This window comes from Geothrix sp., from assembly GCF_049292215.1.
Taxonomy (GTDB): domain Bacteria; phylum Acidobacteriota; class Holophagae; order Holophagales; family Holophagaceae; genus Geothrix.
In genome coordinates this window covers 34,378-50,303 of the sequence record NZ_JBATQW010000051.1, presented here as the reverse complement: position 1 = coordinate 50,303, position 15,926 = coordinate 34,378, and the positions used below count along the sequence as shown (strand labels likewise).

At 65.8% G+C, this 15,926-nt stretch carries 13 protein-coding genes; 3 read left to right on the top strand and 10 right to left on the bottom strand.

What is annotated here, in order from left to right:
- Positions 1-277 precede the first annotated feature (277 nt).
- The 6 genes from WAS25_RS08660 to WAS25_RS08635 all read right to left on the bottom strand — a co-directional run bounded on the left by WAS25_RS08660 (position 278) and on the right by WAS25_RS08635 (position 6,375).
- On the bottom strand, positions 278-1,093 hold the full coding sequence (locus tag WAS25_RS08660; protein ID WP_422311124.1) for an energy transducer TonB: 816 nt from the start codon (positions 1,091-1,093) through the stop codon (positions 278-280).
- Positions 1,090-1,518, bottom strand: a complete 429-nt coding sequence (locus WAS25_RS08655) for an ExbD/TolR family protein (RefSeq protein ID WP_422311123.1) — start codon at positions 1,516-1,518, stop codon at positions 1,090-1,092. Before WAS25_RS08655 ends, WAS25_RS08660 begins: the two co-directional genes overlap by 4 nt.
- A gap of 189 nt (positions 1,519-1,707) precedes the next feature.
- Positions 1,708-2,562 (bottom strand): MBL fold metallo-hydrolase, encoded by an 855-nt coding sequence (locus WAS25_RS08650; protein WP_422311122.1) that lies wholly within the window; start codon positions 2,560-2,562, stop codon positions 1,708-1,710.
- Between the two features lie 9 nt (positions 2,563-2,571).
- Complete coding sequence (locus tag WAS25_RS08645; RefSeq protein WP_422311162.1) at positions 2,572-4,539, bottom strand: alpha-ketoacid dehydrogenase subunit alpha/beta; 1,968 nt, start codon at positions 4,537-4,539, stop codon at positions 2,572-2,574.
- Positions 4,540-4,733: 194 nt separating this feature from the next.
- Positions 4,734-5,723 (bottom strand): sensor domain-containing diguanylate cyclase, encoded by a 990-nt coding sequence (locus WAS25_RS08640; protein ID WP_422311121.1) that lies wholly within the window; start codon positions 5,721-5,723, stop codon positions 4,734-4,736.
- A 106-nt stretch (positions 5,724-5,829) separates the two neighbouring features.
- Positions 5,830-6,375: a NifU family protein gene (locus WAS25_RS08635; RefSeq protein WP_422311120.1), complete on the bottom strand. Its 546-nt coding sequence runs from the start codon at positions 6,373-6,375 to the stop codon at positions 5,830-5,832.
- Positions 6,376-6,436: 61 nt separating this feature from the next.
- Between WAS25_RS08635 and WAS25_RS08630 the strand changes: the two genes are divergently transcribed.
- Together WAS25_RS08630 and WAS25_RS08625 are read left to right on the top strand one after the other, a co-directional pair.
- Positions 6,437-7,927 (top strand): SDR family oxidoreductase, encoded by a 1,491-nt coding sequence (locus tag WAS25_RS08630; RefSeq protein WP_422311119.1) that lies wholly within the window; start codon positions 6,437-6,439, stop codon positions 7,925-7,927.
- 2 nt (positions 7,928-7,929) lie between these two features.
- Complete coding sequence (locus WAS25_RS08625; RefSeq protein WP_422311118.1) at positions 7,930-8,709, top strand: inositol monophosphatase family protein; 780 nt, start codon at positions 7,930-7,932, stop codon at positions 8,707-8,709.
- A 704-nt stretch (positions 8,710-9,413) separates the two neighbouring features.
- Here the strand turns inward: WAS25_RS08625 and WAS25_RS08620 are convergent.
- Positions 9,414-10,589, bottom strand: coding sequence for a glycosyltransferase family 2 protein (locus WAS25_RS08620; RefSeq protein WP_422311117.1), 1,176 nt, complete (start codon positions 10,587-10,589; stop codon positions 9,414-9,416).
- Positions 10,590-10,813: 224 nt separating this feature from the next.
- On the opposite strand from WAS25_RS08620, the gene WAS25_RS08615 reads away from it, so the two are divergent.
- Positions 10,814-11,239 carry a hypothetical protein gene (locus WAS25_RS08615; protein ID WP_422311116.1) on the top strand — a complete coding sequence of 142 codons (426 nt, stop codon included), beginning with the start codon at positions 10,814-10,816 and terminating at the stop codon, positions 11,237-11,239.
- A 152-nt stretch (positions 11,240-11,391) separates the two neighbouring features.
- On the opposite strand, the gene WAS25_RS08610 is transcribed toward WAS25_RS08615, so the two are convergent.
- The 3 genes from WAS25_RS08610 to WAS25_RS08600 form a co-directional block, all read right to left on the bottom strand.
- On the bottom strand, positions 11,392-11,646 hold the full coding sequence (locus tag WAS25_RS08610; protein ID WP_422311115.1) for a DUF86 domain-containing protein: 255 nt from the start codon (positions 11,644-11,646) through the stop codon (positions 11,392-11,394).
- A 407-nt stretch (positions 11,647-12,053) separates the two neighbouring features.
- Positions 12,054-14,108, bottom strand: coding sequence for an OPT family oligopeptide transporter (locus WAS25_RS08605; RefSeq protein ID WP_422311114.1), 2,055 nt, complete (start codon positions 14,106-14,108; stop codon positions 12,054-12,056).
- A gap of 18 nt (positions 14,109-14,126) precedes the next feature.
- Positions 14,127-15,905, bottom strand: coding sequence for a leukotriene A4 hydrolase C-terminal domain-containing protein (locus WAS25_RS08600; RefSeq protein WP_422311113.1), 1,779 nt, complete (start codon positions 15,903-15,905; stop codon positions 14,127-14,129).
- Positions 15,906-15,926: the final 21 nt, after the last annotated feature.

Sequence of the window (15,926 nt, the reverse complement as noted above, 5' to 3'; positions counted from 1 at the left end):
TCCTTCTTCTGGGACCCCGACCTCCGGCATCAGGTTTTGGGATGCTCCGGACTCGTTGGGAAATGACTTGGACCCGACCAAACCTCACAGCATCTACATCAAGAGTGATAATGGTTGGGCCATCCGAAGCCTCGAAAATGGCGCAGATGGTGCCATCGTGGGTACCTTCCCAAAGGGTGAGTACCAGCTGATCTTCGTCCCGAGCTCCAATTGCCTGCAACTCATCGCCATCGATCCCGATCCGGGCACGGGTACCCGGCGTTGAACTGGCCTGGACTCAGTTCCCCAGGTAGGTGAACCAGAACCGCACACCCAGGTACTGCCCGTCGTACCCCTCTGGCAGCCGCTGGAGGGGGGCGGAGCGGAGGACGGCCATGCGGGCGCTCTCGTCCATGGCGGCGTTGCCGCTGGGGATCTCGACGCGCACGCGGTCGAGGCTGCCGTCCCTGGCGATGCGGAAGTAGATCTGCACGCGGCCCTGGGTGCTGGACACGCGGTTCCAGTTGGTGGTGATGCGGGCCTGCACCTGTTGCAAGTACCAGGTGTAGGGGAAGTCGCCATCCACGCCGCCCACAAGGCCGACTCCGCCCTGGACGCCCGAGGTTGGATTCAGGCCCGGGATGCCGCTGCCCGCTCCGAAGGCCGCACCATTGCCAGTGCCCACGGCGCCGGCCACGGGATTGACGGCGGCGGTCTTGCCCTTGGCGGCGGTGGTGCCCGTGCCCTGGCTAACGGGATCCGAGTTGTTACCCTTGGCGGCGGCCAGGGTGGTCTTCGTGGCGAAGGGATCGGGAGCGGTGGCCGAAGGCGCCGTCTGGCGGACCGGTGCCACTTCCTCGACGCGCCGCAGCCGCTCGCCGGACTTGCCCACTTCCATGGCCTCGGACCCGCCGGAAGCCCCGGCCATGGCCGCGGGCAGGTTCACCCAGGTGACCTTCACGTCCTCCTGGGGGTCGGAGGGGCCACCCCGCGGCCAGAAGAAGGCCACGCCCAGGGTCAGGTGCAGGGCCAGGCTCAGGGCCAGGCCGGGGCCCCAGCGTAGCTCACCGAGGTGTGCGCGGCTGCGGAGGTAGACCTGCAGATCCTGGCTCATTTCAGGTCGATGGGGGGCGCCGCCGGAGCGGCGGCGGTGACGAAGCCCACCTGCGTGAAGCCCGCCTCGCGGATGGCATCCACCACCTGGATGACCCGGCCGTAGGGCACGTTGTGGTCGGCGCGCACCAGCACCGGCCTCTTGCCGCCGTTCTGGGCCTTGGCCTTCAGCTGGTTGGCCAGCACGGGCAGGGCCATGAAGGCCTTGTCGAACTGGAGGCGACCGTCGAAGGTGATGGACACCGTGAGGGCCTCGCTCTCGAGGTTGCGCCCCGTGCGGCTCTCCGGCAGCTTCACGTCCACGCCCGTGGTCATCATGGGCGCCGCGATCATGAAGATGATCAGCAGCACCAGCATGACGTCGATGAGGGGCGTCATGTTGATGTCGGCCATGGCGCCGCGCCTGCTGCCTGGGGTGAAAGCCACGGATACCTCGTTCAGTCCGGCTCCAGTCTAGCGCGTGGCGGTCTCGGCAACGGCGCGGCTGGATCCCGGGCCCTGCGGCCCCGGTCTCTGGTCGACTCCCCCGCGAACGGACGCGACATCCAGTCGCGTCCTCCCGCGTCGATTCCGCTGCGCGGACTCTCAGCGGAGCGCGGCCCTGATGGCGCAACGTTAGAAGTTGAATGGATCCACGAGGTAGCGGCCTTTGGCGTCCCGGCTCACGGTACCGGCCGGGATTTCAGGGTCGTGCTCGAAGACACAGACTGTGCCGTTCCCCGTGACTTCCGCGAGCACCTTCTGGCGCTCGTCCACGCAGGTGACCACGTCTAGGTCGTAGCCCATGACCCAGGCGGGCTGGATGTGGCGGGCTGTGGGAATTAGGTCGGCGAGGTACAGGAGGCGCTTCCCGCCGCCCTCGATCACCACGTTCTGCAGGCCCTCGATGTGGCCAGGAGCGGGACGGACGGAGATGCCGGGCAGGAGCTCGGCGGTGCCTTCCACCGTGTCGAGGAGTCCGGCGGCCTCCAGGGGCTCCCAGTTCTGGGGCAGGTAGCTGGCCTTCACGCGCAGGTGCGGATGCCTGGCATCGGCGAGGTCCTGCGCCTGCACCACGTAGCGCGCGTTGGGGAAGCTCGGCACGGTGCTGCCATTGGCATCGAAGCGGGTGCTGCCGCCCGCGTGATCGAAGTGCAGGTGGGTCAGGATGCAGAGGGTGATGTCAGCGGGCTTCACGCCGTGCTTCGCCAGGTTGGCGTCCAGGACGCCACGGCCTTCGCATTTGAAACGGGCCATGAAGTCGTCGGTCTCCTTGTCGCCTACCCCGTTGTCCACGAGGATGACGTGGCACTTCCCGTCCACCTCGCCTCGGATCAGTAGGCAGTTGGTGTCCATGAGGATCTGGTTGTCCTCATCGGCGGGGTAGATCTTGTTCCACACCACCTTCGGCACGGTTCCGAACATGGCGCCCCCGTCCAGCCGGACGGTACCGCCGCTGACGATCTGGACATCCCAGGGACCGAACTGCATGGAGACCTCCTAGAACGACAAGACCTTCTGGGCCGCGGCCAGCACCTTGTCGGTGTTGGGCAGGGTGGCGCGCTCGAGGATGCGGTTGAAGCCCACGGGGGTGAACTCAGAACCCACCCGCTCCACCGGCGCATCCAGCCAAGGGAAGCACTCGGAAGCCACGATGGCCGCCAGCTCGCCGCCGAAACCGCCGAAAACCTTGTCCTCATGGGCGATGAGCACGCGGTGGGTCTTCTTCACGGAGGCGATGATGGCCTCGGTGTCCAGCGGGCTCAGGCTGCGGAGGTCCACGACCTCGGCGGACTTCCCCTCCTTCTCCAGCTTGGCCGCGGCTTCCAGGGCGAAGTGCACCGGCGTGCCGTAGGCAAGGATGGTGAGGTCCGTGCCCTCACGGCGGACGCGGGCCTTGCCGAAGGGGACGGCGAAGTCCGGCGGGATGACGGCATGGGCCATCTTCGCGTTGTAGAGGAACTTCGGCTCGAGGTACAAGGTCGTCCCGCGGCTGCGCAGGGCCGTTCGCAGCAGGCCCGCGGCATCGTCGGCGAAGGCGGGCACCACCACGCGGATCCCAGGCAGGGTGGTGAGCCAGCCCTCCACGTTCTGCGAGTGGTAGAGACCGCCGCCGATATACCCGCCGGAGGCGATGCGGATGGTGATGTTGGGGGAGAACTGGCCATTGCTCCGCCAGTAGTCGTGGCTGGTCTCCACGATCTGCTCGGCGGCGGGCCAGATGTAGTCGGCGAACTCGGCGCCCTCCACCACCACGCGGATCTTATCGTCGAGGCGCACGAAGCCGTTGGCCGTGCCCACGATGTAGTCCTCGGCGATGGGGCCGTTGAACACGCGGCTCCCGCCGAACTCCTGCTGGAGGCCCTTCGACACGTTGAAGATGCCGCCCTTCTCTTTGTTGGCCATGTCCTGGCCCCAGATGAAGGTGTCGGGGTTGTGCCGGAATTCCTCCTTGAGGGTCTGGTTCAGGGCCGCAATGAGGCTCTGGGCCTCGCCCGCCGTTTGGTGGGTGCCATCCGGGTACAGCTCCGACACCCAGCCTTCGGGAATGATGAAGTCGTGGATGCTGGTCGGCTCGGGATTGGGCGCGGCCATGGCCTTGTCATGGGCGGCCAGGTAGCGGGCCTGGTTGTCGATCTCGATGGCCTTCAGCTCATCCTCGCTGAGCCCGTGCTCCAGGCAGTAGGCGCGGAACGGGGGCAGGGGGTCCTTCGCCTTGGCCTCGGCGCGCTCGGCGTCATCGCGGTAGAGCTCATGCCGGTCCGAGTTGGAGTGGCTGCCGATGCGCACGCAGGTGGCATAGACCATGGCCGGTCCCTTGCCGGTGCGGACGTAGGCGAGGGCCTCCTCCATGGCGCGCATGGAGTCCGGGAAGTCGAGGCCATTGCACTTGATGATGCGGAGGTTCGGGAACCCGCTGAAGTTGTCGCAGATGTGCTCGTTGGCGCTCTGGTCCCGCTTGGGCACAGAGATGCCGTAGCCGTTGTCCTGGACGACGAAAACCACGGGCAGCTGCTCCCTATCGGCGCCGTTGATGCTTTCGAAGCAGTAGCCCTCGGACAGGGAGGATTCCCCCTGGCTGCTGAAGACGATGCTGTCGCGGCCATAGGTCTTCACCGCCCGGGCCAGGCCCACGGCATGCTGAGTGTGGTTCCCCGTGAGGCTGGACACGTTCTGGATGCCGATGGATGGCTTGCCGAAGTGGTTGCTCATGTGGCGTCCGCCACCCGCGACATCGGTGGCCTTGGAGATGCCGTTGAGGAGGATCTCCTCGGGGGTGAGGCCGGCCGCCAGGCAGGTGAGCAGGTCGCGGTAGTAGGGGAAGAGGAAGTCGCGGCCGGGCCGGAACGAGAGGCCCGCGGCCAGCTGGATGCCGTCATGGCCAGCGCAGGGCGCGTGATACGACCAGCCGATGGCCTGCTTCAGGTAGTTCGGCGCCTTGTCGTCCAGCAGGCGCCCGAGGTGCATCAGCTCATACCAGTGGCAGAGATCCTCGCGGCTGGGGCCCTCCTGGCCATCCAGCGCGTTGAGGGCCGTCTTCACCAGGGTCGGAGTGTCCAACATTCACCTCCAAAGGTCCGGACTCTCACCGGCTGTACCAGAGCCCGACATCATCCCATGGACCCACTGCCAGGGCCAGTCTGGGAGCCTGGACACAGGGCTCAGCCGTGATTCCAGTGCAGGGCAGAGCCCTCTCGATTGGCGTCCGTAAAGGCCTTGGCCACGCGACGCAAAGCCGACTTCATGGTCATGTCCTTACCATCCGGAAGCCAGAGGGTGGCCCCGGTCGGGTGGCTACCGACGGTGGCGCGAAGGCGCGACAGCAGCACCTCGGCACCCGAATCACTGGTGTGCGGAAGGAGCAGCAGATACTGGTCTGTGGACAACTCCACGAGGATGTCTTCACCGCGGAGGTGTCCCACCGCGGTGGCCAGTCGGCCTTTGGTGCCTGGGAGCATGGGCTGGGACCACAGGGCGAGGGCCATGGGCTCCCGCCGCCGTCGAGCCATGAAGAGGGCTGAGCGCAGCCAGATGTCCAGGTAGCGGCGGTTGGGGAGGCCGGAGCGAGCGCTGAGCAGGGCGCTGTCCTCCACGATCGCACTGCTCAGTTCCAGGGCGTCGAGGGCGGCCTGCAGCTCCCGCTTGAGGTTCTCGGACTCCAGCGTCCGCGCGATGAGGTGGCCCATGGTCCGCAGCAGGGCCAGCTCAGCATGGGTGAACGGCCTGGGGCCATGATGCTGCACGCAGAGGGTGCCGACCGCCTTGTCTCCCACCTTCAGGGCCACACCGGCATAGGCGCGGATGCCGAGTTCCAGGTAGCCCGGCGACTTGCGCCACCGGGGCTCCTTGGTCGCGTCAGGAATGGTGAGCGGGCGGTCCGGGTGGGCGATCACATAGGGGCAGAAGCCCTTTTCCGGGGCCTCGAAGATGCCTTCCATGCTGCTGTGGGGTGCGACGGACCACCAGAACACCTCATGGCCGAGCCCAGTGACACGGGTGAGGAGAGCCCGGTCCACCCCGAGGGCCTGCACCAGCAGCGCCAGCCCGTGCTCGAAGAGCCGAGCCGAGTCGGTCCGGCTCTCGTGCAGGAGGTCGGATAGCGAGGCAAGATGATCCGCGGTGCCGGTGCGACGCTTGACGGGTTTGGCCACCACCACGCGGATCTCCAGAAATGCCTTTAGGTTGCCCGCCTTTTTGCCAGGCGCAACCCCTACCTGCGGGGATGGCTGAACCTGATCCAGGCTTCTGCCCGAATCCCTACCAGCTGACCACGCGCAGGCTCGGACTGATTTCGTCCTGGAGCAGCCCCTCGATGTAGCGCAGGGTGCCGCTGGTGGAGGAGGGGCAGGAGCCGCAGGCACCGTGGTAGCTGATCTGGAGGGTCTGGCCGTCGAAGGAGATCACCTCCAGGCCGCCGCCATCGCCGGCGAGGCCGGGGCGGATGCGGGAGTCCAGCAGGTGGTTGATGCGCTCGAGAACGGCCTCGGAGTCGCCGCCACTCACCTGGGCCCCGGCCTCGCCGGTGTCGTTGTCGGGCAGACGCAGCTCCTCGATGGCCTCGCAAATGGGATCGATGAGGTCGCTCCACTCCGCCGAGGGTTCCTTGTTCACGGTCACGAAGCGGTCCATGTAGAACACGGAGGTGACCTTGCCCAAGCCAAACAGGCAGGAACCCAGAGGATCACCCACCGCAGCCCCGAAATCCTTGAACGACCTGGAACCCGCCTTCAGGATGGCCGGGTGCACCAGGAACTTCAGGGCATCCGGATTGGGCGTGGGTTCGATGTTGATGACCTTGGGCATGGCGGACTCCTTGTAAAGTTTACCAAATCCGTCAGGATTTACGAGAGCGCATAATCGCCCCATGACCCATCCCGAAGACACGCGCTTGATGGACCCCGGCAGGCCCATCGTCCTGGTGACGGGTGCCACGGGCTACATCGGGGGTCGACTGATTCCGCGGCTGCTGGCGGCGGGCCATCGGGTGCGGTGCCTGTCCCGCAATCCGCAGCGGCTAGCGGGCCGCCCCTGGCCGGGCGTCGAGTTCGCACGGGGGGATGTCTCCGATCCCTCATCTCTGGATGCTGCGCTCGAAGGCGTGACGCAGGCCTACTACCTGGTCCATGCCATGGGGGAGGACAGCCCGGATTTCCGGGGGAGGGATCTGCGGCAGGCGCAGACCTTTGCCGAGGCAGCCGCGAAGGCCGGCGTGCGCCGGATCATCTACCTGGGCGGCCTGGGGGATGCCGCAGGGCACCGCAGTGACCACCTGGCCAGCCGCCACGAGGTGGGTACCGCGCTGGGTTCTGCTGGCGTGCCGGTGCTGGAATTCCGGGCTGCGGTCATCGTCGGCAGCGGTAGCGCCAGCTTTGAGATGATCCGCCACCTGACCGAGCGTCTGCCCATCATGATCACGCCGCGCTGGGTGACCACCCGCTGCCAGCCCATCGGCGTCCGCGACGTGCTGGCCTATTTGGCGGAGGCCTTAGAGCATCCTGAGGTGTCGGGCATCTTCGAGATCGGCGGCCGCGACGTGCTGGACTACCGGAGCATGATGCTGGGCTATGCCGAGGCCCGCGGGCTGCGCCGCATCATCATCCCCATGAAGGTGCCGCTACCCGTGCTGTCGGTGCTCTGGGTGGACCTGGTCACGCCCATCCCCCTCCAGCTCGCGGGCCCTCTGGTGGAGGGCATGGGCACGGAGGTGGTGGTGCGTGACGCCCGGGCCCTGGACGTGTTCCAGGTGCAACCCCTCAGTTACCGCGAGGCCTTGGTGCTGGCCCTGCAACGCCTGGACGAGGACGCCGTGGAGACCACCTGGGCCTCCAGCCTCTCCGGCGAACCCGAAGGACGGGAGCTGGGCTCCCACGAGGGCATGCTGCTGGAGCGGTACCATCGCCATGTGAAGGCGCCGCCCCGCGTCGTGTTCGACACCTTCTGCGCCCTGGGTGGGGAGAGTGGCTGGCCCGCGGGCAACTGGCTCTGGCAGATCCGGGGCCTCCTGGATCGCGTCCTCGGTGGCATGGGCATGCGCCGGGGTCGGCGCCACCCGACCCGGCTCCGGACGGGTGACCCGGTCGATTTCTGGCGGGTGGAAGCCCTGGAGCCGGATCACCTCCTCCGCCTGCGGGCCGAGATGCGGATCAGCGGCCATGCCTGGCTGCAGTTCATGGTGAAGCCCGAAGGCCCCGGCTCTCGGCTGGAACAGACGGCCTTCTTCGAACCGCACGGGCTGCTGGGGCTGCTGTACTGGTACGCTTCGCTGCCCTTCCACTTTTTCGTGTTCCCGGTCCTGATCAGGGCCCTGAAACGCCGGGCCGAAGCCGTCGTGGCAGAATCGGACCCGAGGACGTGACCATGTACGACGCACAGCGGGAAGCCTGCCTGGTGGCGGCCCAGGCCGGCGGGGAGGTGCTGCTGGGCTTCTTCCGGAAGCTCGATCCCGCCACCATCACCGAGAAGACCAAGAACGACGTGGTGACTGAGGCCGACCGCGCCGCCGAAGCCGCCATCCGTGCCGAACTGGACTTCCGCTTTCCCCAGTACGGCTTTGTCGGCGAGGAAGGTGGGAGTCATGGTGACGCCGAGATCCGCTGGATCGTCGATCCCCTGGATGGAACCCTGAACTTCGTCCAGGGTTTCCCCCACTGGTGCGTGTCGGTGGCCCTGTGGGACGCCGAAGGCCCCGTGGTGGGCTGCGTGCTAGATCCCCTTCGCGGGGACTGCTTCCTGGCCGTCCGGGGCCAGGGCGCCACCTGGAATGGCAAGCCCATGCGGGTCTCGCAGCAGGCGGGCCTCGACGGCGCCTTCCTGGCGACGGGGTTCGCCTTCCAGCTGGGCGAGCGCTGGCCCCTCTTCAACGCCGCGCTGGGGCGTGTCTTCCCCCGCGCCAAGGGCATCCGTCGGGCCGGCAGTGCCGCGCTGGACCTCGCCCATGTGGCCTGCGGCATCTTCGACGGCTACTTCGAGCTGGGCCTCAAGCCCTGGGACATCGCCGCCGGCGCCCTGCTGGTGCAGGAGGCCGGCGGCGTGATCACTGACTGGGAAGGGGGGCAGGGGTGGTTCGTTAGTGGGAACATGGTCACCGGCACGCCAGGCGTGGCGCGGGACCTGCTGGGTTGTCTGAAGGACGCCTAGTCCGGAGTGCCTCAAGCGTTCTCTTGGACGTGGTTTATCGATCCAGGACGTCTTGGGGAACCCAGGAAAAATCGACTTGGATACAACGAATATCATGAATGGAAAAGACGCCTTCGAGCTGAAGACGCCATGGCCCGACGGCACCCGCGTGATCTTCTTCTCTGGCGAGGAATGGATGGCAAGGCTATCGGCGCTGGTACCGCCGCCCAGGGCGCATCTGGTTCATTTGTTTGGCGTGTTGGCACCGAATGCCTGGCTGCGAAGGCTGGTCGTGCCAGAGCCCCCGGAGGAAGGAGTAGACGATCCCTGCGGCCAAAGCGTGGCCTATTCCGAAACCCGGAATGGCCAGACTATCCGGAGGCGCTGGGAGCCCTCGGGTCAACTTATCCTGAAGGTCTTTGCAGTGAATGTGATGGTCTGTCCCAAGTGCGACGGAAGAATTCAGAGCATCGCCTTGGCGCATTGTGGGGTCAGCATCCTTGAAAACCCATTGCCAGATCCGGATAGCCCCGAACATCCCAATCGACATCCGTCCAGAATCCTTCATTGGCCAGAATCTCACCACACTTCTGGCAACCCACGCCACCAAGTAATCGGAATGGGGCCTTTGAACTCCCTATACACGGCCCCTGGTTCCTGGAATCACAACCAGCCTTTGGCGATATGAGCCGTGCACTATCGCCGCTCGTGCCAAATTGCTTACATCAGGCACGAATAAACGTGTCCAATTCCGGCACTAGTGCCTCGGCCAGCCGGGAAGCATCATGGATATTTTGTAACCCGGCCAGATTGCCATTCACAGCCAGGGAAGTCAGATTCCCTTTTTCATCGGCGATGGGCCCACTGGACGGGCGGCGCGGGCGCACCTGCACGGGAGGGATGGAGGCAGGGTCGATGGCGCGCCCGAGCTTTGCGGCCAGCGCCCTCACGTCCGCCAAGTTGTCGTCGTAGGCCTCGGGCTCAAAATTGAGCGAGGCGACGAGTTCGTCCACGAGGGGTCCCAGGTCCACCTTCAATTCCTCATCGCTTGGGAAAAGAACCTCGTGACACCAGAGCCGGCAACTTGCCAGCAGGATGTGCAGGTTGGGCGAGGGGATGAGTGACGGATGGATGAGAGCCTCCAGGGGCGATTTTTCATCCTTTTGGGATTCTTCTCTGCGTTTGGCACCAAGATGGCGGCACCAGTAGGAGGTGCCCTGGCTTCGGCCTGAATTCCCACGCACCACGAGGGGCCGGGTTGAAAGGGCGTAGCGGCCTGTTTGGGAAAGCAGAAGCACTCCAGAGACCACATCAGGTATGTAGGGCACCGGGAAATAAGTCCCGTATTTCTGCTTGATGGCCCCCACCAGGCTTCGGTGAGCGAAGCTGTTGTAGAGCATCGGGATGCTTCCGAATGAAATGGACCCATTCATGAAGCCAACCAGAGTGTTGCGACTGTCGGCCGAATAAACTTTGCTGCCATAACCGACAACGAGCGTGTTCCGGTTCCAGGGCACGATGGTGTCGGGCCACCAGTAGGTGTGGCAGGGCCAGGACAGCAGATTGGCCCGGGTAACGTTGAGGATTCGCCTCACGGCTTCGAGCGTGGAGGGTAGGAACCCGTCATCATCCCCAAGGATGGTGATGAATTCCCCCTGGCAGGCATCTAGGCCCCGCTCCCAATTGGCATCCATGTTGAGGGCGGTGTCTGAGCGGAGGTAGCGAATCGGAACGGAGGTAATCGCCTCCACCGCGGCTCGGATGCCGGGGCGGCTGGCGTTATCAGCCACCACGATCTCAAAATCATCTCCCGGCTGGGCCGCCACCGTCGCCAGGGCGTGGACAAAGGTTTCCTGCCTGTCTCGCGTGGGGATGAGAATTGAAAATCGTGGTGAGGTCATCAGATCCGCCTGGAAAACCCATCGGCTGCCACAGGTCCACTCTGGAGTTTGGTGGAGTTGGGTTCAGCCAGTCCGACCGGGCCACTACGGGCGTGAATCAGGCGATTTTTCAATGGCTCAGCGACAGGTGGTGGATCCAGGAAGGGCTAAGATAGTTCGCCTCGCACCTCCCACAGAGGGTTGTTCCGTGAGGGGCAGGGGACAGCCCCGGGAAAGTGTTGACCATGGCCCAGCCCGACGACGATGCCCAACAAACCACCACTCTTGCTCGGGCAGGCCTGTGGCGAGAGGCTGTCGCGGCCTACGCGGAAATCGTCACGAAGGGAGGATCTAGCTTCGCCATCCATTTCAATTTTGGGATGGCCTTGATGCATTGCGGCGCCTGGGCCAGCCGCAGTGACCAGATGCGCGCCGCCTTGCAATACAGCCCGGGTTCCCTCGATGCTCTGAACAATCTGGCCTCGGCCTCCAACAAGTTGGGGAACGCCAATGCGGCAGAACAGGCCAGCCGTCGCGTCATGGCCCTGGACCCGCGCCACTATGTGGGCTGGACTACACTGGGATTGGCCATCAATGAACAGGGCCGAATAGTCGACGGACTGCCCTGCATTCGGAAGGCCCTCGATTCGGCTGCCCGCTATCCACCCTAGGGACGATGCCATAAAGATTCCAACCTCGAAGGGGTGGCCATTGTACGGGTTTGGGAAGGTGTGAGGTCGTTCGATCTGTCCACTCCGCGCCCCAGGGCGCATCGGGACATGGGGCGAAGCAAGGTTAGGACGGCTGCTTCAAGGGGCTCCAATTAGGTGGTGATGATGTTCCAAACGATCTGGTCGTCCACTCCGAAGTGGGCGTCGGCCAGGAAGTCGCGGAAGCCCGCGATGCTCTTCCAAGTCACTTCTGGATGAGGGGCGATCTTCGTCCTGGGCAAGCGCTTGGCCGCTTCGCCCAGGTTCTCTAGGTTGCGCAGCGTGGCCGCCTGGGCTCGCCAACCCTCACAGAACTCTAGGGGGCCATTCCCGCGGTGAGCAGAGCCGTACTCGGCGGATGGCCTCAAGAATGTCCTAGAGGTAATAGCTGGTTTCAAGCGACATCACAGAGGTCCTTCTTCATCAGGGCCAGTAGGGATGGCCGCCAGCTTCGTGGCGCGGCCAGGTTCACCCGGAAAGTGACTAGTTGTTCCAGCTCCTCATCTGAGTCCGGGCCTTCCGTACTCCGGGCCACACTGCCAAAGACACCCAACTAAGCCACGGCAAACCGGTGGCGAAGCCCAGGGAAGGCTTCGCGCGGCCTCGGATCCCGGAAACACGTCACGATTCCTCCCTCACCTATCCATACCGGCCCGGAAGAAAAAGTGTTGACCCAAAACTGGGGAAGATGAACCACGAAGACGGGAAGACCACGAAGAACAGTCTCTTGGCCTTCGTGGTCTCCCTGCCTTCGTGGTAGATCCTTTTCGGTTCGTTACGCCTCGCCCTTCGCCCGCCGGCTGTAGATGACGACGTAGAGGCAGAGGGCGACGAGGGCGCCCAGGCCGATCCACTCACCCAGGGCCCCTTCGGCGGCATGGGCGCTTAGGACGGGGAAGCCCTCCCGCCAGCTGTCCTTGGCCTTGATGGCCGAGGCGATGACGCCCATGATCGCGCCGCCCGCCATGAGGCCGCTGGCGATGAGCACGCCGCGGTTCTCGCGGGCCTTGGCGTCGGCTTCGGAGGTGCCCTTCTTGGGCCGGTTCACCCAGTGGGCCATAAGGCCGCCCAGGAAGAGGGGCGTGTTCAGCTCGATGGGCAGGTACATGCCCAACGCGAAGCCCAGGGCGGGCAGCTCCACCATGCGCAGCACGATGGAGAGCATGACGCCGAGGCCGAAGGCGTACCAGCGCAGGGGCATGGACACGGTGCCGAAGATGCCCTCGAGGATGGCCTTCATGGCGCTGGCCTGGGGGGCGGGCAGGGCGTTGGTGCCGATGGCGTAGGCGCCGTCCGGCAGCTTCTGGTTGGCCAGCAGCCACATCGCCAGGCCCGTGAAGAGGGCCGCCACGAAGGTGCCCACGAACTTCCAGGCGATCTGCCGGGCTGGCGTGGCGCCGATCCAGTGGCCGATCTTGAGGTCGGTGCTGAAGGCGCCGGAGGCCGCCAGGGCCGTGCAGACGATGCCGCCCACCATCATGGTGAGGAACATGCCGTAGCCCCCGGTGAAGTGCAGCTTCAGCATCAGGCCCCCGGTGATCACTAGGGTCAGCATGGTCATGCCGCTGATGGGGTTGGTGCCGATGGTGGCGATGGCGCGGGCGGCCACGGGGGCGAAGAAGAAGGCGATGACCATGATGACGGCCGTGGCCACCAAGGCGGGCACCAGGGAATCCTTGATGCCCAGACCGAAGGTGAGGAACAGCAGGATGCCCAGGGCACAGGTCACCAGACCGGCCGCGATCATGCCGCCAGGGATGCTGCGGTCGGTCCGGTGGACGACCACGGCCTCGGCGCCGGGCTTCTCACCCGCCAGCAGGGCCTTCATGTTGCTGATGATGGAACGGATCATGTTGGGCATGGAGGCGAGCACGCCCATGACGCCGGCGCCTGCGATGGCGCCCACGCCGATGATTCGGATGTAGGAGAAGAACACCTGCTCCGGGCTCATCTCGACAATGAGCCTGGTGCCAGGGGCGATGACCATGGGCACGTGCTGGCCGATGGCGTGGAAGAGGGGCACCAGCACGAACATGCTGAAGATGGACCCGGCCGCCATGACGGCGCTGTAGCGCAGGCCGATGATGTAGCCGATACCCATGGTGGCGGCGTTGTTGAGGAAGTTGAAGGCCAGGAAGCGATCGCGCAGGGCGGTACCCACCCAGACGGTCTTGAGCGTGATGTTCTCGCTCATGACCCGGAAGACGCTTGTGAGGGAGTCGTAGAGCGCGCCGATGCCGGCGGCGATGGCGAGTTCCTTGGCCTGGTTGCCGGCCTTCTCGCCCGTCACCAGGATCTCTGCGGTGGCGGTGGCTTCGGGCCAGGGGAAGATGCCGTGGTTCTCGACCATGAAGTGGTGGCGGAGGGGCAGGATGAAGAGGATTCCGATGCAACCGCCCAGGAAGCTCACCAGGCAGACCTGCCACAGGGTGGGATTGGGCACGCCGCTGCCCGGCGTGTTCGCCAGCACGTAGAGGGCCGGGATGGTGAAGGCCGCGCCGCTCACCACGTGGCTGCTGTTGGCGCCGATGGACTGGATGATGACGTTCTCCAGGATCGTGCTCTTCCGGGGGAAGAAGCGGCTGAGGCCCACGGCCAGGATGGCGATGGGGATGGCAGCCTCGATGCCCTGGCCCAGCTTCAGGGCCAGGTAGGCGGCGGCCATGCTGAAGATGGCGCAGAAGATCAGGCCGAGGACGATGGCCCGGGGCGTGACTTCGGGCACACCGTCCTGGGGCACCAGGGGCACGTAGGCCTCGCCGGGTTCCAGCGCCCGCCGCGCATTCGCGGGCAGACCCTTGATCTCCTGGGGTTCGGATCCGTGGGACATGGAAGCTCCTGGGGGGCGCTAGGCGGAATAGGCTTCGAGGACGGACTGGACCACGCGGCGCGACAGGCCGTGGTAGCCGGGACTGGCGGCGGCGAAGATCGCGCGGGCCAGGGCACGGGTGCGGGGCGAGCCGCCCAGGGCACCGTACAGCGGGCGCAGGTACTTCATGCGACCCACCCGCAGCAGGACCTCGCGGATGCGGGGGAAGGCGGGCTCGTAGTCCGCGGCCGCAGCCAGGGTGAGCCACTCCACCAGGATCTCGTGGTTGCCGCGGCCCATGAGCTGGAAGTGCTCGTCCAGCCAGGCGCAGTCGGCCAGCGTCAGTTGGCGGGGCAGCTTCTGGAGATAGACCTGCAGCTCGGCGGCCTTCCAGCCGGCGATCTGCTGGGCGCTGGGACGGCCGCCGGCCACCCAGCTGTCGGCCAGCTTCGTGAGGCCGTCCAATTGAGCGCTTCGGAATGCCGGCGCGGTGTCGGGCAGGCCGGGCTGGTCCAGGTAGGCCCGGGCATTCACGGCCTCCAGGGCGCCCGGCAGCTTGGCCTCCGCGAAGGCGCAGAACTGCTCCGTGGTGATGGACGTGAAGCGGAAGGCGTCCATGTAGTCCCTGATGAAGCGGAGGAAGCGATCCTCGCCCACCTCCTGCTCCAGGGCCGCCACCAGCCGCGCGCCCTTTTCGTAGGGGATGCTGGAGAAGGCGTCGTCGGGATCGATGCCCTCCAGGTGCATTCGGAGCACGGTCAGGTGGGGTTCCTTCTTGAAGCGGGCCAGGCTGTCCTCCAGGGCCTTCTGGCCCATGGCCCAGCCCAGCGCGGCGGCGTCGTCGCCATGCAGGGTGCGGAGGATGCGCCGCTCCGCCCACACCGTGAAGCCCTCGTTCAGCCAGAAATGCTCCATGCTGGCGTTGGTGACGAGGTTGCCGGTCCAGCTGTGGGCCAGTTCGTGGGCCACCACGTCCACCAGGCTGCGATCGCCTGCCAGCAGGGTGGGCGTGAGGAAGGTCATCCGGGGGTTCTCCATGCCGCCGTAGGGGAAGGATGGCGGTAGCACCAGCATGTCGTAGCGGTCCCAGGGGTAGGCGCCGAACAGCGCCTCGGCCTTCAGGATCATGTCCTCCACACCCGCGAATTCCCAGGCGGCCGAGGCGACGGTCTCCGGCTCGGCCCAAACTCGGGCGCGGGCGCTGAGCTCACGGGATTCCAGCCGCCCCACCGCCAGGGCCAGCAGGTAGGAAGGAATGGGCTGGGGCATGGAGAAGCGGTACACATGGGTGCCATCGCCTAGGGGTTCATCCCCGGTGGGGCCAGCCGACATCACGGCCGTGAGTCCCTCGGGCACCGTCACCTCCGCCTGGTAGGCGATGCGGGCGATGGGCGTGTCCTGGCAGGGCACCATCGTGCGGGCATGGATCTGTTGGCACTGGCTGAAGAGGTAGGGCGCGACCTTGCCCTCGGTCTGTTCCGGCTCCAGCCACTGCAGGGCCATGGCCTCGGCACCTGTTCGGTAGGTGATGACCACCTCCTGGCTGTCCGGCGGCACGTCCAGTCGCAGCCGCTGGCCCAGGATGGCGTCTGCCTCGCCCAGCTCCCAGGCGATGGGCCCGTGGCCCGGCACCTGCACCGTGCGGATCTCCAGGCCCTTGGTGTCGAGATCGAGGGGGCCCGAGAAGGCCTTCCCGAATTCCAGCACCACCTCGCCCTCGATGCGCTTGGCCTTGAAATCCACCGCCAGCTTCAACCGCAGCCGGCGGGCCTTGGGCTGGGCGGCATCGTAGTAGGAGTGCGGATCCGGGCGGTGCATGGGGACCTCGTGGGAACCGCC

Bases quoted from the DNA above. Each gene is read 5' to 3' on its own strand.
- WAS25_RS08645 (WP_422311162.1), bottom strand. From the start codon at position 4,539: ATGCACCTCGGGCGCCTGCTGGACGACAAGGCGCCGAACTACCTGAAG.
- WAS25_RS08630 (WP_422311119.1), top strand. From the start codon at position 6,437: ATGACCCATCCCGAAGACACGCGCTTGATGGACCCCGGCAGGCCCATC.
- WAS25_RS08650 (WP_422311122.1), bottom strand. From the start codon at position 2,562: ATGCAGTTCGGTCCCTGGGATGTCCAGATCGTCAGCGGCGGTACCGTC.
- WAS25_RS08660 (WP_422311124.1), bottom strand. From the start codon at position 1,093: ATGAGCCAGGATCTGCAGGTCTACCTCCGCAGCCGCGCACACCTCGGT.
- WAS25_RS08635 (WP_422311120.1), bottom strand. From the start codon at position 6,375: ATGCCCAAGGTCATCAACATCGAACCCACGCCCAATCCGGATGCCCTG.
- WAS25_RS08605 (WP_422311114.1), bottom strand. From the start codon at position 14,108: ATGTCCCACGGATCCGAACCCCAGGAGATCAAGGGTCTGCCCGCGAAT.
- WAS25_RS08625 (WP_422311118.1), top strand. From the start codon at position 7,930: ATGTACGACGCACAGCGGGAAGCCTGCCTGGTGGCGGCCCAGGCCGGC.
- WAS25_RS08620 (WP_422311117.1), bottom strand. From the start codon at position 10,589: ATGACCTCACCACGATTTTCAATTCTCATCCCCACGCGAGACAGGCAG.
- WAS25_RS08600 (WP_422311113.1), bottom strand. From the start codon at position 15,905: ATGCACCGCCCGGATCCGCACTCCTACTACGATGCCGCCCAGCCCAAG.
- WAS25_RS08615 (WP_422311116.1), top strand. From the start codon at position 10,814: ATGGCCCAGCCCGACGACGATGCCCAACAAACCACCACTCTTGCTCGG.